This window comes from Micromonospora matsumotoense (assembly GCF_050951065.1).
GTDB lineage: Bacteria > Actinomycetota > Actinomycetes > Mycobacteriales > Micromonosporaceae > Micromonospora > Micromonospora matsumotoensis.
Window position 1 is genome coordinate 2545998 of the sequence record NZ_CP192025.1, and the last position, 25581, is coordinate 2571578.

The 25581-nt window shown below is 69.7% G+C and carries 21 protein-coding genes, 3 rRNA genes and 2 pseudogenes; 14 read left to right on the forward strand and 12 right to left on the reverse strand.

From position 1 onward, the window contains the following. Window positions 1–517 precede the first annotated feature (517 nt). The gene (locus ACQP1S_RS11345) at window positions 518–943 is read right to left on the reverse strand and encodes a DNA-binding protein (RefSeq protein WP_432905995.1); all 426 of its coding nucleotides are present in this window, start codon (window positions 941–943) and stop codon (window positions 518–520) included. Between the two features lie 171 nt (window positions 944–1114). Between ACQP1S_RS11345 and ACQP1S_RS11350 the strand changes: the two genes are divergently transcribed. The 4 genes from ACQP1S_RS11350 (at window position 1115) to ACQP1S_RS11365 (ending at window position 4123) form a co-directional block, all read left to right on the forward strand. Next, window positions 1115–1720: a DNA-3-methyladenine glycosylase gene (locus tag ACQP1S_RS11350; protein WP_432907973.1), complete on the forward strand. Its 606-nt coding sequence runs from the start codon at window positions 1115–1117 to the stop codon at window positions 1718–1720. 121 nt (window positions 1721–1841) lie between these two features. Further along, window positions 1842–2246, forward strand: a complete 405-nt coding sequence (locus ACQP1S_RS11355) for a hypothetical protein (RefSeq protein WP_432905998.1) — start codon at window positions 1842–1844, stop codon at window positions 2244–2246. Between the two features lie 111 nt (window positions 2247–2357). Next, window positions 2358–3503, forward strand: a complete 1146-nt coding sequence (locus ACQP1S_RS11360) for an LLM class flavin-dependent oxidoreductase (protein ID WP_432906000.1) — start codon at window positions 2358–2360, stop codon at window positions 3501–3503. Beyond that, complete coding sequence (locus ACQP1S_RS11365) at window positions 3500–4123, forward strand: FMN reductase (protein ID WP_432906002.1); 624 nt, start codon at window positions 3500–3502, stop codon at window positions 4121–4123. The genes ACQP1S_RS11360 and ACQP1S_RS11365 overlap by 4 nt, the downstream gene beginning before the upstream one ends. 93 nt (window positions 4124–4216) lie before the next feature. Here ACQP1S_RS11365 and ACQP1S_RS11370 read toward each other — a convergent pair whose 3' ends face one another. Next, window positions 4217–5089, reverse strand: coding sequence for a universal stress protein (locus ACQP1S_RS11370; RefSeq protein WP_432906005.1), 873 nt, complete (start codon window positions 5087–5089; stop codon window positions 4217–4219). Window positions 5090–5163: 74 nt separating this feature from the next. Between ACQP1S_RS11370 and ACQP1S_RS11375 the strand changes: the two genes are divergently transcribed. Then, the gene (locus tag ACQP1S_RS11375; protein WP_141723245.1) at window positions 5164–5373 is read left to right on the forward strand and encodes a hypothetical protein; all 210 of its coding nucleotides are present in this window, start codon (window positions 5164–5166) and stop codon (window positions 5371–5373) included. On the opposite strand, the pseudogene ACQP1S_RS11380 reads toward ACQP1S_RS11375, so the two are convergent. After that, window positions 5372–5677, reverse strand: a pseudogene (locus tag ACQP1S_RS11380) (hypothetical protein); the annotation flags it as partial. The gene ACQP1S_RS11375 and the pseudogene ACQP1S_RS11380 sit on opposite strands and share 2 nt — an antisense overlap. After that, complete coding sequence (locus ACQP1S_RS11385; protein ID WP_176739215.1) at window positions 5674–5850, reverse strand: hypothetical protein; 177 nt, start codon at window positions 5848–5850, stop codon at window positions 5674–5676. The pseudogene ACQP1S_RS11380 and the gene ACQP1S_RS11385, both read right to left, overlap by 4 nt. A gap of 231 nt (window positions 5851–6081) precedes the next feature. On the opposite strand from ACQP1S_RS11385, the gene ACQP1S_RS11390 reads away from it, so the two are divergent. After that, window positions 6082–6303 carry a helix-turn-helix transcriptional regulator gene (locus tag ACQP1S_RS11390; protein ID WP_091253265.1) on the forward strand — a complete coding sequence of 74 codons (222 nt, stop codon included), beginning with the start codon at window positions 6082–6084 and terminating at the stop codon, window positions 6301–6303. A 31-nt stretch (window positions 6304–6334) separates the two neighbouring features. Here ACQP1S_RS11390 and pflA read toward each other — a convergent pair whose 3' ends face one another. The 3 genes from pflA to ACQP1S_RS11405 form a co-directional block, all read right to left on the reverse strand. Beyond that, entirely contained in the window at window positions 6335–7120 is a 786-nt protein-coding gene (gene pflA / locus ACQP1S_RS11395; RefSeq protein ID WP_432906010.1) for a pyruvate formate-lyase-activating protein, read from the reverse strand. Then, entirely contained in the window at window positions 7117–9360 is a 2244-nt protein-coding gene (gene pflB, locus ACQP1S_RS11400) for a formate C-acetyltransferase (protein WP_432906013.1), read from the reverse strand. Before pflB ends, pflA begins: the two co-directional genes overlap by 4 nt. A gap of 141 nt (window positions 9361–9501) precedes the next feature. After that, window positions 9502–9954 (reverse strand): hypothetical protein, encoded by a 453-nt coding sequence (locus ACQP1S_RS11405; RefSeq protein ID WP_091253267.1) that lies wholly within the window; start codon window positions 9952–9954, stop codon window positions 9502–9504. Between the two features lie 135 nt (window positions 9955–10089). Here ACQP1S_RS11405 and ACQP1S_RS11410 point away from each other — a divergent pair, with 135 nt between their 5' ends. The 3 genes from ACQP1S_RS11410 to ACQP1S_RS11420 all read left to right on the forward strand — a co-directional run bounded on the left by ACQP1S_RS11410 (window position 10090) and on the right by ACQP1S_RS11420 (window position 12810). Beyond that, window positions 10090–10593, forward strand: a complete 504-nt coding sequence (locus ACQP1S_RS11410) for a GNAT family N-acetyltransferase (protein ID WP_091253269.1) — start codon at window positions 10090–10092, stop codon at window positions 10591–10593. A 9-nt stretch (window positions 10594–10602) separates the two neighbouring features. Beyond that, window positions 10603–11238, forward strand: coding sequence for a hypothetical protein (locus ACQP1S_RS11415; protein WP_091253272.1), 636 nt, complete (start codon window positions 10603–10605; stop codon window positions 11236–11238). 249 nt (window positions 11239–11487) lie between these two features. Further along, window positions 11488–12810: a hemolysin family protein gene (locus ACQP1S_RS11420; RefSeq protein ID WP_432906017.1), complete on the forward strand. Its 1323-nt coding sequence runs from the start codon at window positions 11488–11490 to the stop codon at window positions 12808–12810. A gap of 68 nt (window positions 12811–12878) precedes the next feature. Here ACQP1S_RS11420 and ACQP1S_RS11425 read toward each other — a convergent pair whose 3' ends face one another. The 4 genes from ACQP1S_RS11425 to ACQP1S_RS11440 form a co-directional block, all read right to left on the reverse strand. Further along, window positions 12879–13196 (reverse strand): hypothetical protein, encoded by a 318-nt coding sequence (locus ACQP1S_RS11425; RefSeq protein WP_091253274.1) that lies wholly within the window; start codon window positions 13194–13196, stop codon window positions 12879–12881. After that, the gene (locus ACQP1S_RS11430; protein ID WP_091253276.1) at window positions 13183–13560 is read right to left on the reverse strand and encodes a hypothetical protein; all 378 of its coding nucleotides are present in this window, start codon (window positions 13558–13560) and stop codon (window positions 13183–13185) included. The genes ACQP1S_RS11425 and ACQP1S_RS11430 overlap by 14 nt, the downstream gene beginning before the upstream one ends. Continuing rightward, a complete protein-coding gene (locus tag ACQP1S_RS11435; protein WP_091253278.1) occupies window positions 13557–14831 on the reverse strand; it encodes an NRAMP family divalent metal transporter in 1275 nt (424 codons plus the stop codon). Before ACQP1S_RS11435 ends, ACQP1S_RS11430 begins: the two co-directional genes overlap by 4 nt. A 164-nt stretch (window positions 14832–14995) precedes the next feature. After that, on the reverse strand, window positions 14996–15370 hold the full coding sequence (locus ACQP1S_RS11440) for a PaaI family thioesterase (protein WP_176739218.1): 375 nt from the start codon (window positions 15368–15370) through the stop codon (window positions 14996–14998). 116 nt (window positions 15371–15486) lie between these two features. On the opposite strand from ACQP1S_RS11440, the gene tyrS reads away from it, so the two are divergent. The 4 genes from tyrS to rrf all read left to right on the forward strand — a co-directional run bounded on the left by tyrS (window position 15487) and on the right by rrf (window position 22702). After that, the gene (tyrS, locus tag ACQP1S_RS11445; RefSeq protein WP_432907975.1) at window positions 15487–16773 is read left to right on the forward strand and encodes a tyrosine--tRNA ligase; all 1287 of its coding nucleotides are present in this window, start codon (window positions 15487–15489) and stop codon (window positions 16771–16773) included. A 697-nt stretch (window positions 16774–17470) separates the two neighbouring features. After that, a 16S ribosomal RNA gene (locus ACQP1S_RS11450) occupies window positions 17471–18985 on the forward strand. A gap of 397 nt (window positions 18986–19382) precedes the next feature. Continuing rightward, window positions 19383–22491: ribosomal RNA gene (locus ACQP1S_RS11455) — 23S ribosomal RNA — on the forward strand. A gap of 94 nt (window positions 22492–22585) precedes the next feature. Next, window positions 22586–22702: ribosomal RNA gene (rrf, locus tag ACQP1S_RS11460) — 5S ribosomal RNA — on the forward strand. The 16S, 23S and 5S rRNA genes sit together here, the layout of an rRNA operon. Window positions 22703–22793: 91 nt before the next feature. Here the strand turns inward: rrf and ACQP1S_RS11465 are convergent. Further along, window positions 22794–24665, reverse strand: coding sequence for a hypothetical protein (locus ACQP1S_RS11465; protein WP_432906021.1), 1872 nt, complete (start codon window positions 24663–24665; stop codon window positions 22794–22796). Here ACQP1S_RS11465 and ACQP1S_RS11470 point away from each other — a divergent pair. Beyond that, window positions 24624–25233 (forward strand): annotated as a pseudogene (locus ACQP1S_RS11470) (hypothetical protein); the annotation flags it as partial. The gene ACQP1S_RS11465 and the pseudogene ACQP1S_RS11470 sit on opposite strands and share 42 nt — an antisense overlap. Window positions 25234–25581 lie beyond the last annotated feature (348 nt).

Consider the following 25581-nt stretch of genomic DNA (forward strand, 5'->3'; position numbering starts at 1 on the left):
TGCGACCTGCTGGTGCTGCGGCCTGGCCGGCATGAGCGAAGCCGATGGCGCTCCCGGCGCCGGCGGCGCTACCGGGGGCCGTTGCCGTCGGTCCGTCGTTGCCGCCGGGCTCCCCGTCGCGGGCGGGCCGCCTCATCGCCGGGCTCGCCTCGGCATCTCGCTGGTGCTGGTCGAGGTCTTCGGTCTTTCGCGGCGGCTGTAGCCGTCGTGCCTTGCCTTCGTCGTGCTCGTCGGTTGCAGTGCGTGAGCGAGCCCCCTCCGCTACGGAGAGCAACGTCTGTCCCGCAGGCATCTCGACACCTTCTCCTCCTTTGCTCTGCTGCCCGTTCCGCACCACGTCGCTGGCCAGGTGAATTGTGGGAGCCCTCGATGACGACTCGGCACAGTGATGGTGACGCTAAGTGCCTGTCGCGTCGAGGTCAGCAGAGCAAAGTGGCGGCAGTGGGGTGATGGGTGGTCGCACGTTGACTACTCTCAGTTCTGAACGGCGCGGGTGCGGACCCGCGTACCCACCGGGTCAGGCGGTCTCAGCGGGTGGGGCGGTGCGGGCGGCCAGGCGTTCGTGGCGTTGCTTGGCCGCCTGGGCGCTGCCCAGGCCGAGCCCGAACGCAATCGCCTGCCAGGTCAGTCCGCGGGCACGGGCCATCGTCAGCAGCCCCACCTCCAGCGCGTCGAGTTCGGCGCGCAGGTGCGGCAACAGGGTCAGCGCGGCGGTGAGGTCCGCGTCGTCGACGGGCTCCTCGTCGGTCTCCCGCGTCGCCCCGCCGGCGGCAAGCGCGGTGACCACGGAGACGGCCTCCCACGGGTCGGCCAGGTACGGGTTGGTGTGCCGTCGTCGTCGTGCGTCGGTGTCGGCGTGCCGCGTGCTGATCCGGTGTAGCGCGGCGTAGGTCCGCTCGGCTCGGGCGCGGGCCGGGTCAGGTGCGCTGAAGGTGTCGGTCATGGCACCCATTCCAAACTGAGAACGATCCGTTGTCAACACATCGTTTAAGAAACTCTGCAGGCGTGCCCGCTGTGACGACCGGCCGGCAGGATGGCGCGTGCCTGCAGCGGATCGCGGCGGGAACGCGGTCCTCGGTTTGCCGATCTTCCCCAGGTGTCGTTACCTGGAGCGGTGGACTACCCGTGGCTGCACGCCTCCGCCGCCGAGGTGGCCGAGACGGCGCGCACGCTGCTCGGCTGGGAACTCGCCGCCGGTGGCGTCCGGATCAGGCTGACCGAGGTCGAGGCGTACGCGGGCACCGGCGAGGACCCGGCGTCGCACGCCCACCGGGGCCCCACCCCCCGGACCCGGGTGATGTTCGGGCCAGCCGGGCACGCCTACACGTACTTCGTGTTCGGCATGCACTGGTGTCTCAACATCGTCTGCGGTGGCGAGGGGGAGGCGGCGGCCGTCCTGCTGCGGGCCGGTGTGGTGGTCGACGGGCTGCCGGCGGCCCGCGCGCGCCGGGGGGACGTCGCCGACCGGGACCTGGCCCGGGGGCCGGCCCGGCTGACCGTCGCGCTCGGCGTCACCGCGTCGGCGAACGGCACCTGCGTGCTCGACGGGAGTGGTCCCCTGCTGCTGAGCCCGCCGACCCGCCCGGTCACCCGCCTGGAGGTCTCCGCCGGCCCCCGGGTCGGGGTGGCCGCCGCCCACGACGTGCCGTGGCGTTTCTGGATCACCGGCGACCCGACGGTCAGCCCCTACCGCCGGCATGTGCCCCGACGGCGCACCTGACCCGGGCCTGTGGGTTCGACGTGGTTTCCCGCTGCCGTGGCGTAGGGCACCCGTGTGGGGCGTCCGTCCCGGGCGAAATTGGTTAGCATTCGCGCTTGTTGCGAGGGTGGAGGTAACGGAGATGGACGCACATGATGCCGGCGCGTTGGTCGGTCGGCTGGCCTGCGTGGCCATTCCGCTGGTGGTGATGCTGGTGCTGGCGGCGGTCGTCGTGACGGCGGTGCAGCTCAGCCGCCGTCGTCCGACCCTGCCCCCGAACCGGCCGTGGCCTCCCGCCGACCCGGCCCGGTACGGCCCGCCGCACCCCGGCCAGCCGCACCCCGGCCAGCCGTCGGCGGCTCCGTCCCACGAGGGCCCGCCGACCGCAACGTCCGACGACGGTCCGCCACCGACCGCCACGTCCCACGACGGCACGTCCCAGGCTGGCCCGTCCCACGAAGGCCCGCCGCCTGCCGCACCGGACCAGGCGGGTTCCGGAGCGCCGAAGGAGGGCGAGGGGTCGGTGGGCCCGACACCGCCGGGGTGACCGAAGCCACCCCGGTCCGGGCGGCGGCGGAATAGTTGACTCAGCAACTATGTTGTGCGCGACGTCCGGGTACCACGAAAGGCCCGGTATCTCAGACGCGAGGAGCTGGTCATGCAGTTCGGAGTCTTCACCGTAGGCGATGTCACGGTCGACCCGACCACCGGACGGGAGCCGACCGAGCACGAGCGGATCAAGGCGATGGTGGCGATCGCCCTCAAGGCCGAAGAGGTCGGTCTGGACGTCTTCGCCACCGGTGAGCACCACAACCGCCCGTTCGTCCCCTCCTCGCCCACCACGATGCTGGGGCACATCGCCGCCCGCACCGAGCGGCTGCTGCTGTCCACCGCGACCACGCTGATCACCACCAACGACCCGGTGAAGATCGCCGAGGACTACGCCATGCTCCAGCACCTGGCCGACGGCCGGGTGGACCTGATGATGGGGCGCGGCAACACCGGGCCGGTCTACCCGTGGTTCGGGCAGGACATCCGCAACGGCATCCGGCTGGCCGTCGAGAACTACGAGCTGCTGCACCGGCTCTGGCGCGAGGACGTGGTCGACTGGCAGGGCAAGTTCCGCACCCCGTTGCAGTCGTTCACCTCGACCCCGCGCCCGCTCGACGACGTCCCGCCGTTCGTCTGGCACGGCTCGATCCGCAGCCCGGAGATCGCCGAGCAGGCCGCGTACTACGGTGACGGTTTCTTCGCCAACCACATCTTCTGGCCCAAGGAGCACACCCAGCGGATGGTCGGCCTCTACCGGCAGCGCTTCGCCCACTACGGCCACGGCTCGCCCGAGCAGGCCATCGTGGGGCTCGGCGGTCAGGTGTTCATGCGGCGCAACTCGCAGGACGCCGTGCGCGAGTTCCGGCCGTACTTCGACAACGCGCCGGTCTACGGGCACGGGCCGTCGATGGAGGAGTTCACCCGGGAGACCCCGTTGACCGTGGGCAGCCCGCAGCAGGTCATCGACCGGACCCTCGGTTTCCGGGAGTACGTCGGTGACTACCAGCGCCAGCTGTTCCTGCTCGACCACGCGGGGCTGCCCCTGAAGACGGTGCTGGAGCAGCTCGACCTGCTCGGCGAGGAGGTCGTACCCGTGCTGCGCAAGGAGTTCGCCGCGCTGCGCCCGGCGCACGTGCCGGTCGCGCCCACCCACGCCTCGCTGGTCGCCGCCCGCGACGCCGCCGCCCGGGCGGCCACCGACCCGGCCGGCACCGGTGACCTGGGCGGTGCCGGGGCGGAGGGGGTCCGATGACCCGGCGCACCCTGGCCGTGGTGTCGGCGGGGCTGAGTCAGCCGTCGTCCACCCGGCTGCTCGCCGACCAGCTCGCCGTGGCCGCCCGCGACGAGCTGGTCCGGCGCGGCGACGAGGTGGAGTTGCGGGTGGTGGAGCTGCGCGACCACGCCCACGACGTGGTGAACAACCTGCTCACCGGTTTCCCGTCGACGGAGCTGCGGGCCGCCCTCGACGCGGTGACCGGCGCCGACGGCATTGTCGCCGTCACGCCGATCTTCAATGCGTCGTACAACGGGCTGTTCAAGTCCTTCTTCGACGTGGTGGACGCCCAGGCGCTGGTCGACCGGCCGGTGCTGATCGGCGCGACCGGCGGCACCGCCCGGCACTCCCTCGCCCTGGAGCACGCCGTCCGGCCGATGTTCGGCTACCTGCGCGCGGTGGTGCTGCCGACGTCGGTCTTCGCCGCCCCGGAGGACTGGTCCGGCGGCACCGCCGAGGGGGCGTTGCGGGCCCGCATCGACCGCGCCGGCCGGGAGTTGGCCGACCAGGTCGACCGGCGGCCACCGGCCACCGGCCCGGCCGACCCGTTCGCCCTCACTACCGACTTCGCCCAGCTCCTGGGCAGCCGGGAGGGCTGACCGCACCGGCAGTCGGGGCGGGCCGCCCGCATCAGCGACCGTCGGGCTGGCCCGCGCCGGCGCGGCGGTCCTGCGGCGGCCGTCCGGGTGACCTCACCGGTACGGGTGGGCCACCAGCACGGGGCAGTGGGCGTGCTGCACGACCGCCTGGCTGACCGAGCCCAGCAACAGGCCGGTGAAACCGCCCCGCCCCCGGGTGCCGACGGCCAGCAGCGACGCCGTGCCGCTCGCCTCGACCAGGCCCTGCGTCACCCCGACCGCCCGGACCGGATGCTCCCGCAGCACCACGTCCGGGTGGTCGGCGCGGACGGCGGCCGACGCCTCGGCGAGCAGCCGGACCGCGTGCGCCTGGTACGCCGCCTCGGACTCGGCCACCTCGTCGGGCACCTCCCGGTCCTGCGGGGCGGGGCCGACGTGCACCAGCACCAGCGGCACCCCCCGCCGGACCGCCTCGGCGGCGGCCTGCTCGGCGGCCACCCCGGCGGCCGGCGAGCCGTCCACCCCCACCAGCACCGGCCCGTCCACGCCGATCGGCAACGTCTCCGGGCGGACCACCAGCACCGGGCAGTGCGCGTGCGCGGCGACCTGCGCGCCGACCGAGCCGAGCAGCAACCCGGTGAAACCGCCCAGGCCCCGGCTGCCCACCACCACCAGATCGGCCCGGCGGGACTCCTCGACCAGCGTCGCGCCCGCCCCACCGGCGACCTGACGCACCTGCACCGTCAGCCCCGACCACCGGTCGGCCAGTTCGGCGGCGGTCCGCTCCAACATCCGCTGCGCCTCCTCCGACGGTGCCGGCACCCCCAGGTCGTACGGGTTCAGCGGCACGCCGTAGCCGAGCGGGTGCAGGTAGCCGTGCACCAGGTGCAGCGGCGCGGAGCGCAGCACCGCCGCGTGCGCGGCCTGCTCCACGGCGGCCAGGCTGGTCGGCGATCCGTCCACCCCCACCACTACCGGTCGGTTCATCAGCCCTCCCAGGATCGGTTCAGCCCATTGTCGACGTACCGGACCGCACCCGCCGGCAGGCGACCCGGCCGGGCGTGCCGCTGTCCGCTGGCACCCCGGTCTCCGTCTGGAGGAACGTCACCGTGGAGTTCACCGCCGAGGGGGTACGCCGGCTGATGGCGGCCGACGACGCCCTGGGCCGGCAGCTCACCACCCGGTTCATGAGCGTGGTGGTGGACCGGCTCCAGGCCTCCCGGGGCCGCCTGCTCGACCTGTACGGCTACCCGACCTCGGCGGCGAGTTGACCCGGACCGGCGGCGACATCCCCGTCGGGGGCGACGTTCCCGACGGCGTCGGCCGGGACCGTCGCGGTGGTGGTGGCGCGTCGCGTCGGTGGATGACCAGTCCGGCGGGTTGGACGAAGATCGACCGTCGGGTCACCGCGTCGCCCTTGGCGTCGAGCCGGTAACCGTCGAGCCAGACCCAGCCGTCGTAGGTCGGCCAGTCGAGCACGCGGATCACCCGGAACCGGATCGGCCTGATGAACTGGATGCTGGCCGCGCGGGTGACTTCGATCAGGTCACCCGCCTTCGGCAGGGGCGCGGTCACCGCCTACCGAACACGGTGCGGTACCTGCGCCAGGTCCTGATCCGGGTGCGGGCGGCCTCCACCGCCGGGCAGAAGCCGGTCCCGGTGCACTTCTCGCACCGCGCGTTGCGGTGGTGGTCCAGGCAGCGCCAGGACAGTTCCACCAGGTACGGCACCTCGCGGTGTCCGCGCATTTCGCCTCCCGGGGGTGTCGGGGTCTTCGCGGCACCCCGCCCCACCGAGCCCAGCTCCACCAGGGCGGGGGCACCGCGTCACCGATTCCACACCGTCGGTCACCTCGTGTCAACGTTGGCGCGTCAACAAGGTCGCGTCGCTATAGACGTGCTCCGCTCGTCGTGGTCCTGTTAGCGTGCAAGTGTGGTCGTGTCAACTACGGCACGCGCGCACTGTTCTACCTTGCTGGCATGACTGATGAGGTGCCGGGGCCACTCGTCGCCGCAGGCGAAATCCTGAAGATGTTGAATGTCAGCCGGTCGCGCTTCCGCGCCATCGCGCTGCATCCGAACTTCCCGAGCCCATTCCAGACGCTGTCGGTCGGCTCGGTGTGGCTGCGGTCCGACGTGGAGGCGTACATCCGGGAGCACCGCCGCCCCAAGCCGTCAGCGGACGAGGACGAGCAGGGCTGACCGTCCCCGACCGGGACGGCGGCGGGGTTGGTCAGGTGACGGTCAGGCCGCGCGCGGCGAACTGGCCCCGGACCCGGGCCACCAGCTCAGGGGTGGGAGGTTCCGTCCGCGCCAGCGGGAAGGCGAGCCCCAACTCGGCGTACTTGTGCGCGCCGAGCCGGTGGAACGGCAGCACCTCGACCCGCTGCACGGTGTCCAGCCCGGCGGCGAAGTCCGCGATCCCGGCCACGTTCTCCTCGGCGTCGGTGAGACCGGGCACCAGCACGAACCGTACCCAGATCGGGATGCCCCGCTCGGCGAGCCGCCGGCCGAAGCGCAGCGTCGGGGCGACGGACCCGGTGCGGGTGACCCGCCGGTAGGTCGCCGGGTCCCACGACTTGACGTCCAGCAGCACCAGGTCGGTGGCGTCGAGCAGGGCGTCGTCCGCGCGGACACCGAGGAAACCGGAGGTGTCCAGCGCGGTGTGCAGGCCCAGGTCGTGGCAGCGGCGCAGCACCTCACCGGTGAACCGGGGCTGCATCAGCGGCTCGCCGCCGCTGAGCGTCACCCCGCCGCCGGCCACCGAGATGAACCGCCGGTACGGCTCGATCTCCGCCAGCAGTTCGTCCACCGTGCGGTGCCGGCCGCTGCGCCGGTACCAGGTGTCCGGGCTGTGGCAGTACCGGCAGCGCAGCGGGCAACCGGCGAGGAAGGCCACGAACCGGGTCCCCGGCCCGTCCACCCCGACCGACACGTCCCACGAGTGCACCGCCCCGGTCGGCACGCCGTCGCCCCGCCCGGCGGCGGTGGCGACGGCGTCGTCGGGCCGGACGTTCACAGCGACCCGTGGAAGGTCCGGGACACCACGTCCTGCTGCTGCTCCCGGCTGAGCCGGACGAAGTTCACCGCGTAGCCGGAGACCCGCACGGTCAACTGCGGGTAGCGCTCCGGGTGCGCCATCGCGTCGACCAGGGTGGCCCGGTCCAGCACGTTGACGTTGAGGTGGAACCCCCCGGCGTCGGTGTAGCCGTCGAGCACCCCGGCCAGGTTGTCGATCCGCTCCTCGTGGGTGTGTCCCAGGCCGTCCGGGGTGACCGTGGAGGTCAGCGAGATACCGTCGCGGGCCGCGTCGTACGGCAGCTTCGCCACCGACAGCGCGGCGGCCACCAGCCCGTGGGTGTCCCGGCCGTTCATCGGGTTCGCGCCCGGGGCGAACGGCTCACCGGCCCGCCGGCCGTCCGGGGTGTTGCCGGTGTGCTTGCCGTACACCACGTTCGAGGTGATGGTCAGCACCGACATGGTCAGCTCCGCGTCGCGGTAGGTGCGCTGCCGGCGCAGCTTCGCCGCGAAGGTCTCGGTCAGCCACACCGCGATCTCGTCGGCCCGCTCGTCGTTGTTGCCGTACGTCGGTGGTTCCCCCTCGACCAGGTAGTCGATCGCCAGGCCGGTGTCGTCGCGCAGCACCTTGACCGTGCCGTAGCGGATCGCCGCGAGGCTGTCCACCGCCACCGACAGCCCGGCGATGCCGGTGGCCATGAACCGGCGCACCGGGTGGTCGTGCAGGGCCATCTCCAGCCGCTCGTAGGCGTACCGGTCGTGCTGGTGGTGGATCACGTTCAGCGCGTCCACGTACGTCTCGGCCAGCCAGTCCAGGGTGCGCTCGTACGCGGCCAGCACCTCGGCGTGATCCAGGGTCTCCCCGCCGACCGGCGGTGTGGCCGGGGCGACCTGCTCCCCGGTGATCTCGTCGCGGCCCCCGTTGATCGCATAGAGCAGGGCCTTGGCGAGGTTGGCGCGAGCGCCGAAGAACTGCATGTCCCGGCCCACCCGCATCGCCGACACGCAGCAGGCGATCGCGGTGTCGTCGTCGTACGCGGGCCGGATCAGCTCGTCGTTCTCGTACTGGATGGCGCTGGTGTCCAGCGACACCTGGGCGCAGAACCGCTTGAACCCGACCGGCAACCGGGGCGACCAGAGCACGGTCAGGTTCGGCTCCGGCGCGGGACCCAGGTTGTAGAGGGTCTGGAGATAGCGGAAGCTGGTCCGGGTGACCCGCGGCCGGCCGTCGACGCCCATCCCGCCGAGCGCCTCGGTCACCCAGGTCGGGTCGCCCGAGAAGAGTTGGTCGTACTCGGGGGTGCGCAGGAACCGGACGATCCGCAGCTTGATCACGAAGTCGTCGACCAGCTCCTGGGCGTCCATCTCGGTCAGCCGCCCCTCGGCGAGGTCCCGCCGCAGGTAGACGTCGACGAACCCGGCGGTACGCCCCAGCGACATCGCCGCGCCGTTCTGCTCCTTGGTGGCGGCCAGGTAGGCGAAGTACAACCACTGGATCGCCTCCCGACCGGTGGCCGCGGGCCCTGCGATGTCGTAGCCGTAACCCGCCGCCATCTGCGCCAGCTCACCCAGGGCCCGGATCTGCTCGGCCAACTCCTCCCGGTCCCGGATCACCTCGTCGGTCGACGGCCGGTCGTCCAGCGCCGCCTTCAGCGCCTTCCGCTCGGCGACCAGCCGGTCCACCCCGTAGAGCGCCACCCGGCGGTAGTCCCCGATGATCCGTCCCCGCCCGTACGCGTCGGGCAGCCCGGTGATGATGTGCGCGCGGCGCGCGGCCAGCACGTCGGGCGGGTACGCGTCGAAGACCGCGTCGTTGTGCGTCTTACGGTAGGTGGTGAAGATCCGGTGCACCTGCGGGTCGGCCTCGAAGCCGTACGCCCGCAACGCGGTCTCCACCATCCGCAGCCCGCCGGCCGGCATGATCGCCCGGCGCAGCGGCGCGTCGGTCTGCAACCCGACGATCAGCTCCCGCTCCCGGTCGATGTACCCGGGGGCGTGCGCGGTGATGGTGGACGGGGTGGCCGCGTCGATGTCGTACACGCCGCGCTGGCGCTCCTGCACGAACATCGACCGCAGCGTCCCCCAGACCTCCAGGGTGCGGCAGGTCGGCCCGGTGAGGAACGACGCGTCCCCGGTGTACGGCTCGTGGTTGTCCCGGACGAAGGCGGCCACGTCGACGGTGTCGCGCCAGGCGTCGCCGGTGAAGCCACGCCACGGGTGCAGAGGTGCGGTGCCGGTCATGATCGGTCCTTCCGCGGTGGTCGGGTCCGGCGGCCTGGGTCGCCGGGGTGTTTCGCCTGCGCCATCAGCCTCGTCGGGCCGGGACGCCCCGGGCAGAGGCGCAGGGCCGCACCGGCCCGGGACCAAAGACCCGTGGGGGCGTCAGCGCTGCACGACCAGTCGGCGGGCCCGCAGCAGCCGCGCCCACCACGGCCGGGGCGACGCCGGGCGCAGCGTGGGCACCCGCGCGCCGCGCAGGCTGACCCAGCCGCCGGGCCCCATGGTCACCGTGCCGATCGCCGGTGGCCGACGTCGTGCCACCACCGCCACCCCTGCGGTGACCAGGGCGACGACGGCAGCGCCGGCTGCGGCGGCGAGCACCCGGTCCGGGTCGGGCAGCGCCCGGTACCGGACCCGGCCGTCGGTGAGCACGAACGCGCCGACCGCCCGGCCGTCGCGGGTCACCGGCACCAGCGCGGCGGCCGGCGTGCCGGGCAGGGTCAGCACCGGCCCCACCGGCCCGACCGCCGTCGGCCCGGTCACCTCCACCGGGGTACGGGGTCCCGGCGGCGGCCCCAGCGGGGCCGGTCCGGTCGGGTTGAGGATCGCGGTCATGGGGTGCCTCCTGTCGCCGGCCGGAGTTGTCACCTCCTTGGTAGCAACGGGCGGGGGACCGCCGACAGGGCCGGACGGTACGCCGACCGGGCCACAGGTCCCGAGGTTGTCGGTGCCGGTGCGTATCCTCCGGCGATGACCGACGAGCTGTCCCTGCGGCCCGTGTGCGACGACGACCTCCCGCACTTCTTCGCCCACGAGCAGGACCCGGAGGCGGCCTGGATGGCGGCGTTCGGCCCGGCCGACCCGACCGACCGGGCGGTGTTCGACGCGCACTGGGCCCGCATCCGGGCCGACCCCCGGGTCGTCAACCGCACGGTGGTCGTCGACCGGGCGGTGGTCGGGCACGTCGCGGCCTTCCCGGTGGGCGAGCACACCGAGGTCAGCTACTGGATCGACCCGCGCCGCTGGGGGCGCGGCCACGCCACCGCCGCGCTGTCCGCCCTGCTGCGCGAGGTGCCGCACCGGCCGGTGCGGGCCCGCGCCGCGAAGGACAACCGGGCTTCCCTGGCGGTGCTGCGCAAGTGTGGCTTCGTGGTCGTCGGCGAGGACTCCGGATTCGCCGACGGCCGGGGTGTCGAGGTCGAGGAATGGCTGCTGGAGCTGCCCGCCGTCCCCGCTGACCAGGGCGGGCACTAGTCTCGCGGGGTGAACTGGCTCGAACTCGTCGGCTGGGCCGGCTCCGCGCTGCTGGTCTGGTCCCTGCTGCAGACCCGCATCCTGCGGCTACGCGCCCTCAATCTGGTCGGCTGCCTGATCCTGATCGGTTACAACGCCGCCGTGCAGGTCTGGCCGATGGTCGGCCTCAACGTGGTGCTCACCGCGATCAACGTGTGGTACCTCCGCGCGATGCTGGCCACCCGGCACGACGCGCAGACCTACCAGGTGGTCGAGGTGGGCGTGGGCGACCAGTTCCTGGCCCACACGCTGCGGGTGCACGCGGCCGACATCGCCCGGTTCAACCCCGACTTCCGGCCGCCCCCGGCCGACGCCGACCGGTCGGCGTTCCTGGTGGTCCGCGCCGACGAGGTGGTCGGGGTGGTGCTGTCACATGCCGAGGCGGACGGGATCGCCCAGATCGACCTGGACTACGTCACCCGGCGGTTCCGTGACTTCACCCCGGGCGAGTTCGTCTACCGCCGCAGCAGCCTGTTCACCGACCGGGGCTTCCGTCGGGTGGTCAGCCCGCCCGGCATGGTCGCCCCCTACTACCACCGGCTCGGCTTCCGCCCCGAGGGCGACGCGTACGTGCTCGACCTGCCGCCGGCCGCGGGGCGCGGCTGACCGCCGACCGCCGACCGCCGGGCGCGGGGGAGGGTGACCTCCGGCCGCCCCCGCCGGGCCGGCGGCCGGCCGGGAGCGCGATCGGTGCCGGGCCGCCGGAGGCGGGTTCACGCCCGGTCACCGATCATGGCCGCGCGGAGGGTTCGCGGACCGCGTGGTGGGGCACAGACTGGGCTACGCCGGGCGGGTCCTCCGCCCGGCGGCGTCGGCCCGTCGCCGGCGTTCACCGGCTGAGGGAGAGTGCCGGGCGTGCAGAGCTACTGGAGCCAGTTGGCCCTGGTCGGAGTCCTGGTGGTGCTCAACGCGATCTTCGCGGGCAGCGAGATGGCCCTGGTGTCGCTGCGGGACAGCCAGGTGCAGCGGTTGGAGCGCACCAGTCGGGCCGGCCGGGTGCTCGCCCGGCTCGCCAAGGACCCGAACCGCTTCCTCGCCACCATCCAGATCGGTATCACCCTGGCCGGGTTCCTGGCCTCGGCTGCCGCGGCCGTCTCGCTGGCCAAGCCGCTGGTGCCGCTGCTCGGCTTCCTCGGCGGCGCCGCCGAGACGGCGGCCATCGTGTTGGTGACCCTGGCGCTGACCTTCGTCACCCTGGTCTTCGGTGAGCTGGCCCCCAAGCGGATCGCGATGCAGCGCGCCGAACGGTGGGCGCTGCTGGTGGCCCGCCCGCTGGACATCCTGTCCAGCTTCACCCGGCCGGCGGTGTGGCTGCTCGGCGCGACCAGCGACCTGGTGGTCCGCTTCGCCGGGGTGGACCCCAAGCAGCAGCCCGACGAGATCGGCCCGGACGAGCTGCGCGACATCGTCGCCGGCAACCACGGCTTCACCAAGGAACAGCGGACGATCATCGCCGGCGCGGTGGAGATCGCCGACCGGCAGCTGCGCGCGGTGCTCGTACCCCGGTTGCAGGTCTTCACGCTCGACAGCGGGACCACCGCGGAGGCCGCCCGGCTGGTGCTGGCCGCCACCGGCCACTCCCGGGCGCCGGTGGTGCGGCACGGCGGCCTGGACGACGCGGTCGGGGTGATCCACCTGCGGGACCTGGTCGGGGTGCCGGACGACCGGCCGGTCGACGAGTGCGCCCGGCCGCCGATGCTGCTGCCCGACTCGCTGCCGGTGGTCGACGCGCTGCGTCAGTTCAAGGCGGAGCGGCAGCACATCGCCCTGGTGGTGGACGAGCGGGGCGCGGTCGACGGGATCGTCACCCTGGAGGACATCCTGGAGGAGATCGTCGGGGAGATCTACGACGAGACCGACCGGGACGTCCGCGCGGTGCGCACCGAGGCGGACGGGTCGCTGGTGCTGCCCGGCACCTTCCCCGTGCACGACCTGACCGACATCGGCGTCGAGGTGCCCAACCGGCCGGCCGGTGACTACACCACCGTCGCCGGGATGGTGCTCTCCTGCCTCGGGCACATCCCCACGGTCGCGGGGGAGAGCGTCACCATCGACGGGTGGGAGATGACCGTCACCGGCGTCGACCGGCGCGCCATCTCCCAGATCCGGCTGCACCACGCCCCGACCACGTCCCCCACCGACGAGCAGGAACCCGTCCGCGACGAAGCCCACGCCTGACCTGCCGGCCGGCGGAGGGCAGCGCCTCCGGTCCCCGGCCGCGCGGCCCCGGGCCGGCGTCCGCGCGCTCAGTCCGGCGGGGACGGATCCCCGAACGGGAAGCCCGGGACCGGGGGGAGCAGTTGGATCTGGTCGGCGGGGAACTGGCGGGTGTCCCGGCTCAACGCCCGCGCGATCACCCGGATCAGCCAGGGGCCGGACGGGTGCCGTTGCGCCCCGATCAGCCGGCCCCACATCCGGCTCCACCAGTGGCCGGTCACCAGCACGTCGGTGAGCCGGAGCCGGCCGTCCGGGAAACCACCCCGCACCACCACGTCCACCACCCGCCCCAACCGCCGCCCGTGCAGGTCGTACGCGGTGCGGCCGAGCAGTTCACCCGCTCGCACGGTCGGCGCCCGGTATCCGGTCGATCAGGTGCCGCCGCAGCCAGGTCTCCACCGGCGGGCCGGGCAGCTCGTCGGCGCGGGCCCGCAGCCGGACCGCGCTGTCGATCCGGGCGACCTGGTCGACCGGGATGCGCAGCGGCGTCGACGCCCCCTCGGTGAACCGGTCGGCCAGCGCCACCAGCAACCGCCCCACCCGCCCACCGATCCGCTGCCCGAGCGCCCCCTGCCCGGTCAGCAGGTACGCCACGTAGGGCACGCCCTGCGCGTCGAATGCGAACCCGACGTCGTCGACCTTGCCCAGCAGTAGCCCGTCGGCGTCGACGATCTGCCGGTCGAGCAGTTGCCGGGCGAGCTGGACCCTCACCGTCCCATCCCCGTCCCGACGGCCAACGGGATCGCGGCCACCGATGCCGCCACGATCACCAGCAGGAACACCGCACCGAGCAGGTTGAGCCACGGCCCGTTCACGTCGTCCCCCAGGTAGGTCCGGTCGTTGGCGACGATCAGGATCGGCAGGTACGTCAACGGCAGCACCACCGCGCTGGCGACCAGCATGTACTCGGTCAGCCGCACCGGGTCGACGGTGGTGAACAGCAGCAGCATCGCGGCCAGCACGCTGACCAGCAGCACGCTGTGGAACCGGGCGGCCTCCCGGGGGCTGACCCGTTTGCCCCACTGCCAACCGAAGTACTGCGCCGCCGCGTACGCCGCCGACAGCCCGGTCTCCAGCGCGGCCCCGAAGGTCACCGCGAAGAACGCCAGCGCGGCGACCGCCAGCCCCACCCCGCCGAACGCCAGCACCACCGGCCGGGCGACCTCGTCGAGGGTCGACAGCGACACCCCGCCCGGGTGGAAGACCACGGCGGCCGTGGCGACCAGCGACAACGCCAGCAGCCCGCCGACCGGGAAGCCGATCAGCACGCTCGACCGGGCATCGGCCAGATCGGCGGCGCTCCAGTTCTCCTCCACCCCGCCGGAGGAGAAGAAGAACACCTCGTACGGGCTGACGGTGGAGGCGAACAACGCCACCGCCACGAACCAGTACGCCCCCCAGCCCTGGCCGGCCGTGCCCGGGTGCAGGGCGCCGTGGCCGAGCGCCGCCCAGTCGGTCGGCAACCAGAACAGCGCCAGGGCGAAGACCAGCAGGGTCAGCCCGGCCAGCCCGAACACCCGCTCCATCAGCTGGAAGCGCATCCGCCACAGCACCAGCCACCCGGCGAACGCCGCGACCGGCACCCACAGCAGGTAGCTCACCCGGGAGGCCAGTTGCAGGGCCAACGCCACCCCGCCCAGCTCGGCGGCCAGGGTCAGCACCGTGACCAGGTAGGACGCCGCCAGGTTGAGCAGCGCGACGCGGGGACCCAGCCGTTCGCGGACCAGGTCGAACACCGCCCGTCCGCTGACCGCCGCGATCCGTCCGGCCATCTCCGCGTACGCGCAGATGCCGACCACCCCGAGCAGCAGCACCCAGGCGTGGGCCATGCCGAACCGGGCCCCCGCCTGGCTCGCCGCCACCAGGTCGCCGATGTCGACGAAGCCGCCGATGGCCGACAGCACCCCGAGGGTGGCGGCGAGGAGCTTCCCTCGGGCCGGCCGACGCCGGGACGCGGCTGTGCCACCCGGGAGTGCCCTCACGGGGGGACGGGATCGGCGGCGGTCATCGAGGCGACGATATCGGCGCAGGGAGCACCGTATCCGGCAAACCGGTCAGGCTTCTCGGGTCGTCGGCCCCGATGCTCCGCTGGTCGCCCTGCTCACCCCGCCGGGCCCGGACGTCCCGCTGGTCGCCCGGGGCGGAGTCAGTCCCGGGTGAGGTTCTGCAACCGGACCTGGCCCCGGGAGACCAACCGGCCCTCGGCGTCGGTGATCTCCACCTGCCAGAGCTGTTGGCTGCGTCCCCGGTGCACCGGGGTGCCGACCGCGACCAGCTCACCCTCGCGTACCGCACGCAGGAAGTCCGTCTGGTTGGACACCCCGACCACGCTGCCCCGGTCGCCGAGCCACAGCGTGCCGCCCACACTGCCGACGGTCTCCACCACCGTGCAGTAGACGCCGCCGTGCAGGATGCCGGCCGGCTGGTGCAGCTCCGGCCGGACCTTCCAGCGGATCACCACCCGGTCGCCGCTGGCCTCGTCGAACGTCAGCCCCAGCAGGCCGACCAGACCATCCGTCATCTCCGGGATCTCCACGGCTGTTCCTCCTCGTTGCACCGGCCCGGCCAGCCTAGCCGCGTCGCCGGCCGGCAAACCCGGTACGGCCCCAGGTCGGCAATGGGGGAGAATCGGTGACCGTGACCGACAGCAACCTCCCGCACGGGCGGGACTCCCTGACCGACGACCTGCGGTGGCGCGGCCTGATCCAGGACTCCACCGGCCCCGACGAACTGCGTGCGCTGCTCGACGACGGGGCGGCCACCTTCTATGTGGGCTTCGATCCGACCGCGCCCAGTCTGCACGTCGGCCACCTGATGCAGGTCACCACCGCCCGCCGGCTCCAGCTCGCGGGGCACCGTCCGCTGCTGCTGGTGGGCGGCGCCACCGGCCAGATCGGCGACCCGAAGGAGAGCGCCGAGCGCACCCTCAACCCGCCCGAGGTGGTGGCCGGTTGGGTGCAGCGCATCCGTGACCAGCTCGCGCCCTTCGTGTCGTACACCGGGGAGAACGCGGCGCAACTGGTCAACAACCTGGAGTGGACCGGCGAGATGTCGGTGGTCGAGTTCCTGCGCGACGTCGGCAAGCACTTCCCGGTCAACAAGATGCTGGCCCGCGAGGTGGTACGGGCCCGGCTGGAGACCGGCATCAGCTTCACCGAGTTCAGCTACCAGCTCCTCCAGGCCAACGACTTCTTCGAGCTGCACCGCCGGCACGGCTGCCAGCTCCAGTACGGCGGCTCGGACCAGTGGGGCAACATCACCGCCGGTGTCGACTACGTCCGTCGTCGGGGTGCCGGCCCGGTGCAGGCCTTCACCACCCCGCTGGTCACCCGGTCCGACGGCACGAAGTTCGGCAAGACCGAGGGCGGCGCGGTCTGGCTCGACCCCGAGATGACCAGCCCGTACGCCTTCTACCAGTTCTGGGTCAACGCCGACGACCGGGACGTCACCCGCTACCTGCGGTACTTCAGCTTCCGCACCCGGGCGGAGCTGGAGGCGCTGGAGAAGGAGACGGCGGAACGGCCGGCGGCCCGCAGCGCCCAACGTGCCCTCGCCGAAGAACTCACCACCCTGGTCCACGGCGCGGAGGAGACCCGGCAGGCCGTCGCCGCCAGCCAGGCGCTCTTCGGCCGGGGCTCGCTGGACGACCTGGCCCCGGAGACGCTGCGTGCGGCGCTGAGCGAGGCCGGCCTGGTGCAGCTCACCGGCGAGTTGCCCGACGTGGCCGGGCTGCTGCGCGACTCGGGGCTGGTCGGTGGGCTCAAGGAGGCCCGTCGGGTGATCACCGAGGGCGGCGCGTACGTCAACAACCACCGGGTCACCGACGTCGACGCCACCGTCGACCCGGCGGACCTGTTGCACGGCCGCTACCTGGTGCTGCGTCGGGGCAAGCGCTCCTTCGCGGGGGTCGAGCTGCGCGGCTGACCCCGCCGTCCGACCTCCCGGCGGGATCGCACCCCGCCGGGAGGGACGGGCCGTTCGCGGGAGTGTGACGGGGGACGCATCCGTCGGATTTGACGATCAACTCGGCGGACGCGTAACTTTCTCTCTGCCAGCGCGGAACGGACGAACCAGGGCGAAAGCCCTGAAGGCCGGAGCGTGGTGTGAGGTACCGACTGCGCGGAGTTGTTCGCCGCGGAGTACGGGCCGGGCGGTGCCCGGATCGGCCCAGGGCCGATTTGGTGGGGCGAAGCCGACCGGGTAACGTAGGACGCCGGCAGGGAACCGGGCGAGCGTGCGGGAGACCGCAGCGGCCGGCCTGGCGGAAATCGCGAGGGATTCCGGTGTGAGTCGGGGTGCTTTGTGGTGGGTGGGAAATGTGGTGGAAGTGGTGTGGATCGCTGCAGAGTGGTTTGACACGGCGGATATCACCGAGTAACGTAGTAAAAGTGCCTGGCGCGGAAGCGCGGGGGTGCGGTGAGTGAGATACCCCAGGTCGGGGGTCCTGTTGGTCGGGGCTTTCGGGTGGTGTGTGGTTGTTCTTTGAGAACTCAACAGGGTGCTTGATAAGCCAGTGCCAATGATGATTTATACCCCGCACTGGGCAGACTTTCGGGTTTGTTTGGTGGGGATTCCTTTGGCAACATTTGTTTGTTGCCGGGATGGATTGTTCAACAGGTTTTTGTTGGAGAGTTTGATCCTGGCTCAGGACGAACGCTGGCGGCGTGCTTAACACATGCAAGTCGAGCGGAAAGGCCCTTCGGGGTACTCGAGCGGCGAACGGGTGAGTAACACGTGAGCAACCTGCCCTAGGCTTTGGGATAACCCTCGGAAACGGGGGCTAATACCGAATATTACTTGACCTCGCATGGGGTTGGGTGGAAAGTTTTTCGGCCTGGGATGGGCTCGCGGCCTATCAGCTTGTTGGTGGGGTGATGGCCTACCAAGGCGACGACGGGTAGCCGGCCTGAGAGGGCGACCGGCCACACTGGGACTGAGACACGGCCCAGACTCCTACGGGAGGCAGCAGTGGGGAATATTGCACAATGGGCGGAAGCCTGATGCAGCGACGCCGCGTGAGGGATGACGGCCTTCGGGTTGTAAACCTCTTTCAGCAGGGACGAAGCGTAAGTGACGGTACCTGCAGAAGAAGCACCGGCCAACTACGTGCCAGCAGCCGCGGTAAGACGTAGGGTGCGAGCGTTGTCCGGATTTATTGGGCGTAAAGAGCTCGTAGGCGGCTTGTCGCGTCGACCGTGAAAACTTGGGGCTCAACCCCAAGCCTGCGGTCGATACGGGCAGGCTAGAGTTCGGTAGGGGAGACTGGAATTCCTGGTGTAGCGGTGAAATGCGCAGATATCAGGAGGAACACCGGTGGCGAAGGCGGGTCTCTGGGCCGATACTGACGCTGAGGAGCGAAAGCGTGGGGAGCGAACAGGATTAGATACCCTGGTAGTCCACGCTGTAAACGTTGGGCGCTAGGTGTGGGGGGCCTCTCCGGTTTCCTGTGCCGCAGCTAACGCATTAAGCGCCCCGCCTGGGGAGTACGGCCGCAAGGCTAAAACTCAAAGGAATTGACGGGGGCCCGCACAAGCGGCGGAGCATGCGGATTAATTCGATGCAACGCGAAGAACCTTACCTGGGTTTGACATGGCCGCAAAACTTGCAGAGATGTAAGGTCCTTCGGGGGCGGTCACAGGTGGTGCATGGCTGTCGTCAGCTCGTGTCGTGAGATGTTGGGTTAAGTCCCGCAACGAGCGCAACCCTCGTTCGATGTTGCCAGCGCGTTATGGCGGGGACTCATCGAAGACTGCCGGGGTCAACTCGGAGGAAGGTGGGGATGACGTCAAGTCATCATGCCCCTTATGTCCAGGGCTTCACGCATGCTACAATGGCCGGTACAATGGGTTGCGATACCGTGAGGTGGAGCGAATCCCAAAAAGCCGGTCTCAGTTCGGATCGGGGTCTGCAACTCGACCCCGTGAAGTCGGAGTCGCTAGTAATCGCAGATCAGCAACGCTGCGGTGAATACGTTCCCGGGCCTTGTACACACCGCCCGTCACGTCACGAAAGTCGGCAACACCCGAAGCCGGTGGCCCAACCCTTGTGGAGGGAGCCGTCGAAGGTGGGGCTGGCGATTGGGACGAAGTCGTAACAAGGTAGCCGTACCGGAAGGTGCGGCTGGATCACCTCCTTTCTAAGGAGCACCATCCAGCGAAGGCTGGTATGGAGCCCGCGGTCCGCGTCTGTCGGGTCGGGGTGCTCAGATGGCGGAGACACTGGTTAGTCTTTTCCTGGCAACGGCCATGATGATCTAGTACAGCTGCTCTTTGGGGTGGTGGGAACGGTCGGGTTGGTGCGGCTGGGGGAAGGCGGTGAGCACCCTGTTGGGTCCTGAAGGAACAACCCTGTGGGGTTGTTGTTTCAGAGACTTGCCTGAGGCGTGTGCCTCGGTGGGTTTTCCAGGCACGGCCTGGTCTTGCATACCGGATTCTGTTCCTGCCGTGTGGTGGGGGTGGGGTTGCTGGTGTGGGGTCGAGGGTTGTGGGTTGGTCGTTTGTTGAGAATTGCACAGTGGACGCGAGCATCTTTGTGGTCAAGTTGTCAAGGGCGAACGGTGGATGCCTTGGCACCAGGAGCCGATGAAGGACGTGGGAGGCCGCGATAGGCCTGGGGGAGCTGTCAACCAAGCTGTGATCCCAGGGTGTCCGAATGGGGAAACCTGGCACCAGTCATGTGGTGTCACCTGCACCTGAACACATAGGGTGTATGGGGGGAACGCGGGGAAGTGAAACATCTCAGTACCCGTAGGAAGAGAAAACAATTTAGTGATTCCGTGAGTAGTGGCGAGCGAAAGCGGATTGAGGCTAAACCGGTTGCGTGTGATACCTGTCAGGGGTTGCGTGGTCGGGGTTGTGGGACCCTGCTGAACAAGCTGACACTTGTTCGAGAAGTTATCAAGTTAGTGGCTAGTCGAACAGTCTGGAATGGCTGACCGTAGACGGTGAGAGTCCGGTAGGTGAAAGTTGCTGACCTTCTGTGGGTGTTCCCGAGTAGCGGCGGACCCCTGAAATCTGCCGTGAATCTGCCAGGACCACCTGGTAAGCCTAAATACTTCCTGGTGACCGATAGCGGACGAGTACCGTGAGGGAATGGTGAAAAGTACCCCGGGAGGGGAGTGAAATAGTACCTGAAACCGTTCGCCTACAATCCGTCGGAGCCTTGCGGGGTGACGGCGTGCCTTTTGAAGAATGAGCCTGCGAGTTAGTGGCATGTGGCGAGGTTAACCCGTGTGGGGGAGCCGTAGCGAAAGCGAGTCTGAATAGGGCGTCGTAGTCGCATGTTCTAGACCCGAAGCGGAGTGATCTAGCCATGGGCAGGCTGAAGCGCGGGTAAGACCGCGTGGAGGGCCGAACCCACCAACGTTGAAAAGTTGGGGGATGACCTGTGGTTAGGGGTGAAAGGCCAATCAAACTCCGTGATAGCTGGTTCTCCCCGAAATGCATTTAGGTGCAGCGTCGCGTGTTTCTTGCCGGAGGTAGAGCACTGGATGGTCTAGGGGGCCCACAAGCTTACCGAAATCAGCCAAACTCCGAATGCCGGTAAGTGAGAGCGCGGCAGTGAGACTGCGGGGGATAAGCTTCGTAGTCGAGAGGGAAACAGCCCAGATCACCAGCTAAGGCCCCTAAGCGTGTGCTAAGTGGAAAAGGATGTGGGGTCGCATAGACAACCAGGAGGTTGGCTTAGAAGCAGCCACCCTTTAAAGAGTGCGTAATAGCTCACTGGTCAAGTGGTTCCGCGCCGACAATGTAGCGGGGCTCAAGCACACCGCCGAAGCTGTGGCACTCACATTTTACTTCGCATCTCCTTGATGGGGTGTGCAGGTGTGTGGGTGGGTAGGGGAGCGTCGTGCCGGGGGTGAAGCAGCGGGGTGACCCAGTTGTGGACGCGGCACGAGTGAGAATGCAGGCATGAGTAGCGAAAGAAGGGTGAGAAACCCTTCCGCCGGATGACCAAGGGTTCCAGGGCCAGGCTAATCCGCCCTGGGTGAGTCGGGACCTAAGGCGAGGCCGAGAGGCGTAGTCGATGGACAACGGGTTGATATTCCCGTACCCGCGAAAGAGCGCCCGTGATGAACCTTATTGTGCTAACTGCCCGATCTGTTGGCGGTCTTCGGACCAAGAACGGGGAGCGCAGGAACCTGGTGGGTAGTAGTCAAGCGATGGGGTGACGCAGGAAGGTAGCTGAGCCCGGCCGGTGGTTGTGCCGGGGTAAGCGTGTAGGCCGTGTTGTAGGCAAATCCGCAACACATGGGGCTGAGACGTGATGCCGAGCCGATTCAGGTGAAGTCAGTGATCCTATGCTGCCGAGAAAAGCCTCTAGCGAGTTCTTAGCGGCCCGTACCCCAAACCGACACAGGTGGTCAGGTAGAGAATACCGAGGCGATCGGGCGAACTGTGGTTAAGGAACTCGGCAAATTGCCCCCGTAACTTAGGGAGAAGGGGGGCCGGAGACGTGAAGCCCCATGCGGGTGGAGCGTTGTATGGCCGCAGAGAGCAGGGGGAAGCGACTGTTTACTAAAAACACAGGTCCATGCGAAGAAGTAATTCGATGTATATGGACTGACGCCTGCCCGGTGCTGGAACGTTAAGGGGACCTGTTAGCTCTTCGGGGCGAAGCGGAGAACTTAAGCGCCAGTAAACGGCGGTGGTAACTATAACCATCCTAAGGTAGCGAAATTCCTTGTCGGGTAAGTTCCGACCTGCACGAATGGCGTAACGACTTCCCCACTGTCTCAACCACAGGCCCGGCGAAATTGCATTACGAGTAAAGATGCTCGTTACGCGCGGCAGGACGGAAAGACCCCGGGACCTTTACTATAGCTTGACATTGGTATCTGAATGGGCTTGTGTAGGATAGGTGGGAGCCGGTGAAACCTGTACGCCAGTATAGGTGGAGGCAATCTTGAAATACCACTCTGGTTGATTTGGGTATCTAACTTCGGACCGTTATCCGGTTCAGGGACAGTGTCTGGTGGGTAGTTTAACTGGGGCGGTTGCCTCCTAAAAGGTAACGGAGGCGCCCAAAGGTTCCCTCAGCCTGGTTGGCAATCAGGTGTTGAGTGCAAGTACACAAGGGAGCTTGACTGTGAGACTGACAGGTCGAGCAGGGACGAAAGTCGGGACTAGTGATCCGGCACTTGCGAGTGGAAGCGGTGTCGCTCAACGGATAAAAGGTACCCCGGGGATAACAGGCTGATCTTCCCCAAGAGTCCATATCGACGGGATGGTTTGGCACCTCGATGTCGGCTCGTCGCATCCTGGGGCTGTAGCAGGTCCCAAGGGTTGGGCTGTTCGCCCATTAAAGCGGTACGCGAGCTGGGTTTAGAACGTCGTGAGACAGTTCGGTCCCTATCCGCCGTGCGCGTAGGATACTTGAGAAGGGCTGTCCCTAGTACGAGAGGACCGGGACGGACGAACCTCTGGTGTGCCAGTTGTCCCGCCAGGGGCACGGCTGGTTAGCTACGTTCGGAAGGGATAACCGCTGAAAGCATCTAAGCGGGAAGCCTGCTTCAAGATGAGGTATCCCACCCCACTTTGTGGGGGTAAGGCCCCCAGCTAGACGACTGGGTTGATAGGCCGGAAATGTAAGCCCGGTAACGGGTTCAGTTGACCGGTACTAATAGGCCGAGGACTTGACTACAAAGCTGCTACGCGTCCACTGTGCAACTCTGAACAACCGAACAACCCCCCACACCGTGTGTGGGTGCGTGTGTTGTTTGATATGTTCATAGTGTTACGGCGGTCATGGCGGAGGGGAAACGCCCGGTCACATTCCGAACCCGGAAGCTAAGCCCTCCAGCGCCGATGGTACTGCACTCGGGAGGGTGTGGGAGAGTAGGACACCGCCGGACAACCTTTCCAGTCGAGGGCCGCCCCATCCGGGTCGGCCCTCGACTGCGTCGCGCCGTTGGTGGCGCAATCAGGAAGGATGTACCTGTGAGTTCAGGACCGCAGGGCGGAGATCGTCCGCGCCGATATGAAGACCGCTCCGACCGGCCCCAGGGGCGCGACGCCGGCCCTCGTGGGGATGACCGTCCCCCGTACCGGGGAGACCGCGACGATCGCGGTGCCTCCCGCGGCGGACCTCGGGGCGGCGACCGGCGCGAGGACGGCTTCCGCGCGGGCCCCCGTTCCGGTGACTCTCGGCCCGGCGGTTTCCGTGCCGGTGGGGACTCGCGTGACGGAGGCTTCCGCGGCGGTGACCGTCGTGAAGGTGGTTTCCGGCGCGACGGTGACGCCCCGCGAAGCGGCGGTTTCCGCGGCGGCGACCGTCGCGAGGGCGCCGGTGGCGGTGGTGACCGCCGTGAGGGTGGTTTCCGGTCGGGTCCCCGTGATGGTGATTCCCGTCCGGGTGGTTTCCGCCGCGATGGTGACTCCCGTGAGGGTGGTTTCCGTGGTGGGGATCGTCGTGACGATTCGCGGGGCGGTGACCGTGGTGGTTTCCGGTCCGGCCCGCGTGAAGGTGGCTTCCGCGGTGGTGACTCCCGGCCCGGTGGTTTCCGCCGTGACGGTGACTCCCGCGAGGGCGGCTTCCGCGGTGGTGACCGTCGCGAAGGCGGTTCCGGTGGCGCCGACCGCCGTGAAGGCGGTTTCCGTGGTGGGGATCGTCGCGAGGGGGGTGCCGGGGGTGAGCGTCGTCCCGGTGCTTTCGGCGGTGGCGACCGCCGTGAGGGTGGCTTCCGTGGTGGTGACTCCCGTGAGGGTGGTTTCCGGGGCGGTGAGCGTCGTCCCGGTGGTTTCCAGGGTGGTGACCGCCGTGAGGGTGGTTTCCGTTCCGGTCCCCGTGATGGTGATTCCCGTCCGGGTGGTTTCCGCCGCGATGGTGACTCCCGTGAGGGTGGTTTCCGTGGTGGGGATCGTCGCGACGATTCGCGGGGCGGTGACCGTGGTGGTTTCCGGTCCGGCCCGCGTGAGGGCGGCTTCCGCGGTGGTGACTCCCGCGAGGGTGGCTTCCGCCGGGACAGCGACTCCCGCGACGGCGGTTTCCGTGGTGGCGACCGTCGTCCGGGTGGTGACTCCCGTGAGGGTGGTTTCCGTGGCGGTGACCGCCGTGAGGGTGGTGCCGGGGGTGAGCGTCGTCCCGGTGGTTTCGGCGGTGGCGACCGCCGTGAGGGTGGTTTCCGTTCCGGTCCCCGTGACGGTGATTCCCGTCCGGGTGGTTTCCGCCGCGATGGTGACTCCCGTGAGGGTGGCTTCCGTGGTGGGGACCGTCGTGACGATTCGCGGGGCGGTGACCGTGGTGGTTTCCGGTCCGGCCCGCGTGAAGGTGGCTTCCGCGGTGGTGACTCCCGCGAGGGTGGCTTCCGGGGAGGGGATCGCCGTGAGGGTGCTGTCGGGGGTGAGCGTCGTCCCGGTGGTTTCGGCGGCGGTGACCGCCGTGAGGGTGGCTTCCGTTCCGGTCCCCGTGACGGTGATTCCCGTCCGGGTGGTTTCCGCCGTGACGGTGACTCCCGTGAGGGTGGCTTCCGTGGTGGAGACCGTCGCGACGATTCGCGGGGCGGCGACCGTGGCGGTTTCCGGGGCGGCGACCCGCGCGGTGGCGACCGCCGTGAGGGTGGTTTCCGGGGCGGCGAGCGTGGCGGTTACGACCGACCGCGCCACGACGACCACCGGGGTGACGAGGACCGCCGCAACGAGGGCGGGTTCGGCCCCGACCGGGAACGCCGGGACGAGGCCGACGGCCGGTCGGCCGCGCCGGCGCTTCCGGACGAGATCGTCGCGACCGACCTCGACACGGCCGTTCGGGCGGAGCTCCTCTCGCTGAACAAGCCGGTGGCGGAGACCGTCGCGCGGCACCTGGTCGCCACCGGTCAACTGATCGACGAGGACCCGGCGGAGGCGCTCGCGCACGCGATGGCCGCCCGGCGGCTGGCGTCCCGGATCTCCGCCGTACGTGAGGCGGTCGGCCTGGCCGCCTACCACGCGGGGGAGTGGCAGTCGGCGATCGCCGAGCTGCGCACGTACCACCGGATGACCGGGTTGCAGAGCCACCTGGCCGTGCTCGCGGACTGTGAGCGCGCCCTGGGGCGTCCGGAGCGGGCGATCGACCTGTTCCGGGGGGCCGACAGCGACAAGCTCGACAAGGCCGTCGCGATCGAACTGCTGATCGTTGCCGGCGGGGCCCGGGGTGACCTGGGGCAGAAGGACGCGGCCGTGGCGATGCTCCAGGTTCCGGAGCTGACCACCGACGTCGCCGAGCCGTGGACCGCCCGGCTGCGTTACGCCTACGCCGACGCGCTGCTCGCGGTGGGTCGCCGCGAGGAGGCCCGGGAGTGGTTCTCGCGTGCCGCCGACGTGGACACCGACGGTGAGACCGACGCCCCGGAGCGGCTGCTGGAACTCGACGGCGTCGTGATCGAGGGTGACGACGAGGACGACGAGCCGGTCGAGGAACCGACCGCCGGGGGGGACGGCAGCACGCGGCCGACCGGTGCGGACACCGCACCCCGGCAGACCCCCGACGACCGCGACGACGCGGACGACCGCGACGAGGACGGCTTCGACGACGGGGACGACCGCGACGGGGACGACTTCGACGACGAGGTTCGCGACGGCCACGACGACCGTGACCGCGACGAGGATCGTGAAGGCGACGACGACCGTGGCGGCGAGGATGTCACGCGGAGCCGGCACGACGATGCCGTCGACCGGGACGTCCACGACGGCGATGTCCACGACGGCGATGTCCACGACGGTGACGTCCGCGACGGCGAGCCGGCCGCCCAGGCCG

Excerpts from the sequence above, each read along its gene's own strand:
- ACQP1S_RS11345 (WP_432905995.1), bottom strand. The coding sequence starts at position 943 with ATGACCGACACCTTCAGCGCACCTGACCCGGCCCGCGCCCGAGCCGAG.
- ACQP1S_RS11390 (WP_091253265.1), top strand. The coding sequence starts at position 6,082 with ATGACTGATGAGGTGCCGGGGCCACTCGTCGCCGCAGGCGAAATCCTG.
- ACQP1S_RS11370 (WP_432906005.1), bottom strand. The coding sequence starts at position 5,089 with ATGAACCGACCGGTAGTGGTGGGGGTGGACGGATCGCCGACCAGCCTG.
- ACQP1S_RS11360 (WP_432906000.1), top strand. The coding sequence starts at position 2,358 with ATGCAGTTCGGAGTCTTCACCGTAGGCGATGTCACGGTCGACCCGACC.
- ACQP1S_RS11440 (WP_176739218.1), bottom strand. The coding sequence starts at position 15,370 with ATGACGGATGGTCTGGTCGGCCTGCTGGGGCTGACGTTCGACGAGGCC.
- ACQP1S_RS11355 (WP_432905998.1), top strand. The coding sequence starts at position 1,842 with ATGGACGCACATGATGCCGGCGCGTTGGTCGGTCGGCTGGCCTGCGTG.
- ACQP1S_RS11365 (WP_432906002.1), top strand. The coding sequence starts at position 3,500 with ATGACCCGGCGCACCCTGGCCGTGGTGTCGGCGGGGCTGAGTCAGCCG.
- ACQP1S_RS11410 (WP_091253269.1), top strand. The coding sequence starts at position 10,090 with ATGACCGACGAGCTGTCCCTGCGGCCCGTGTGCGACGACGACCTCCCG.
- ACQP1S_RS11405 (WP_091253267.1), bottom strand. The coding sequence starts at position 9,954 with ATGACCGCGATCCTCAACCCGACCGGACCGGCCCCGCTGGGGCCGCCG.
- pflB (WP_432906013.1), bottom strand. The coding sequence starts at position 9,360 with ATGACCGGCACCGCACCTCTGCACCCGTGGCGTGGCTTCACCGGCGAC.
- ACQP1S_RS11385 (WP_176739215.1), bottom strand. The coding sequence starts at position 5,850 with ATGCGCGGACACCGCGAGGTGCCGTACCTGGTGGAACTGTCCTGGCGC.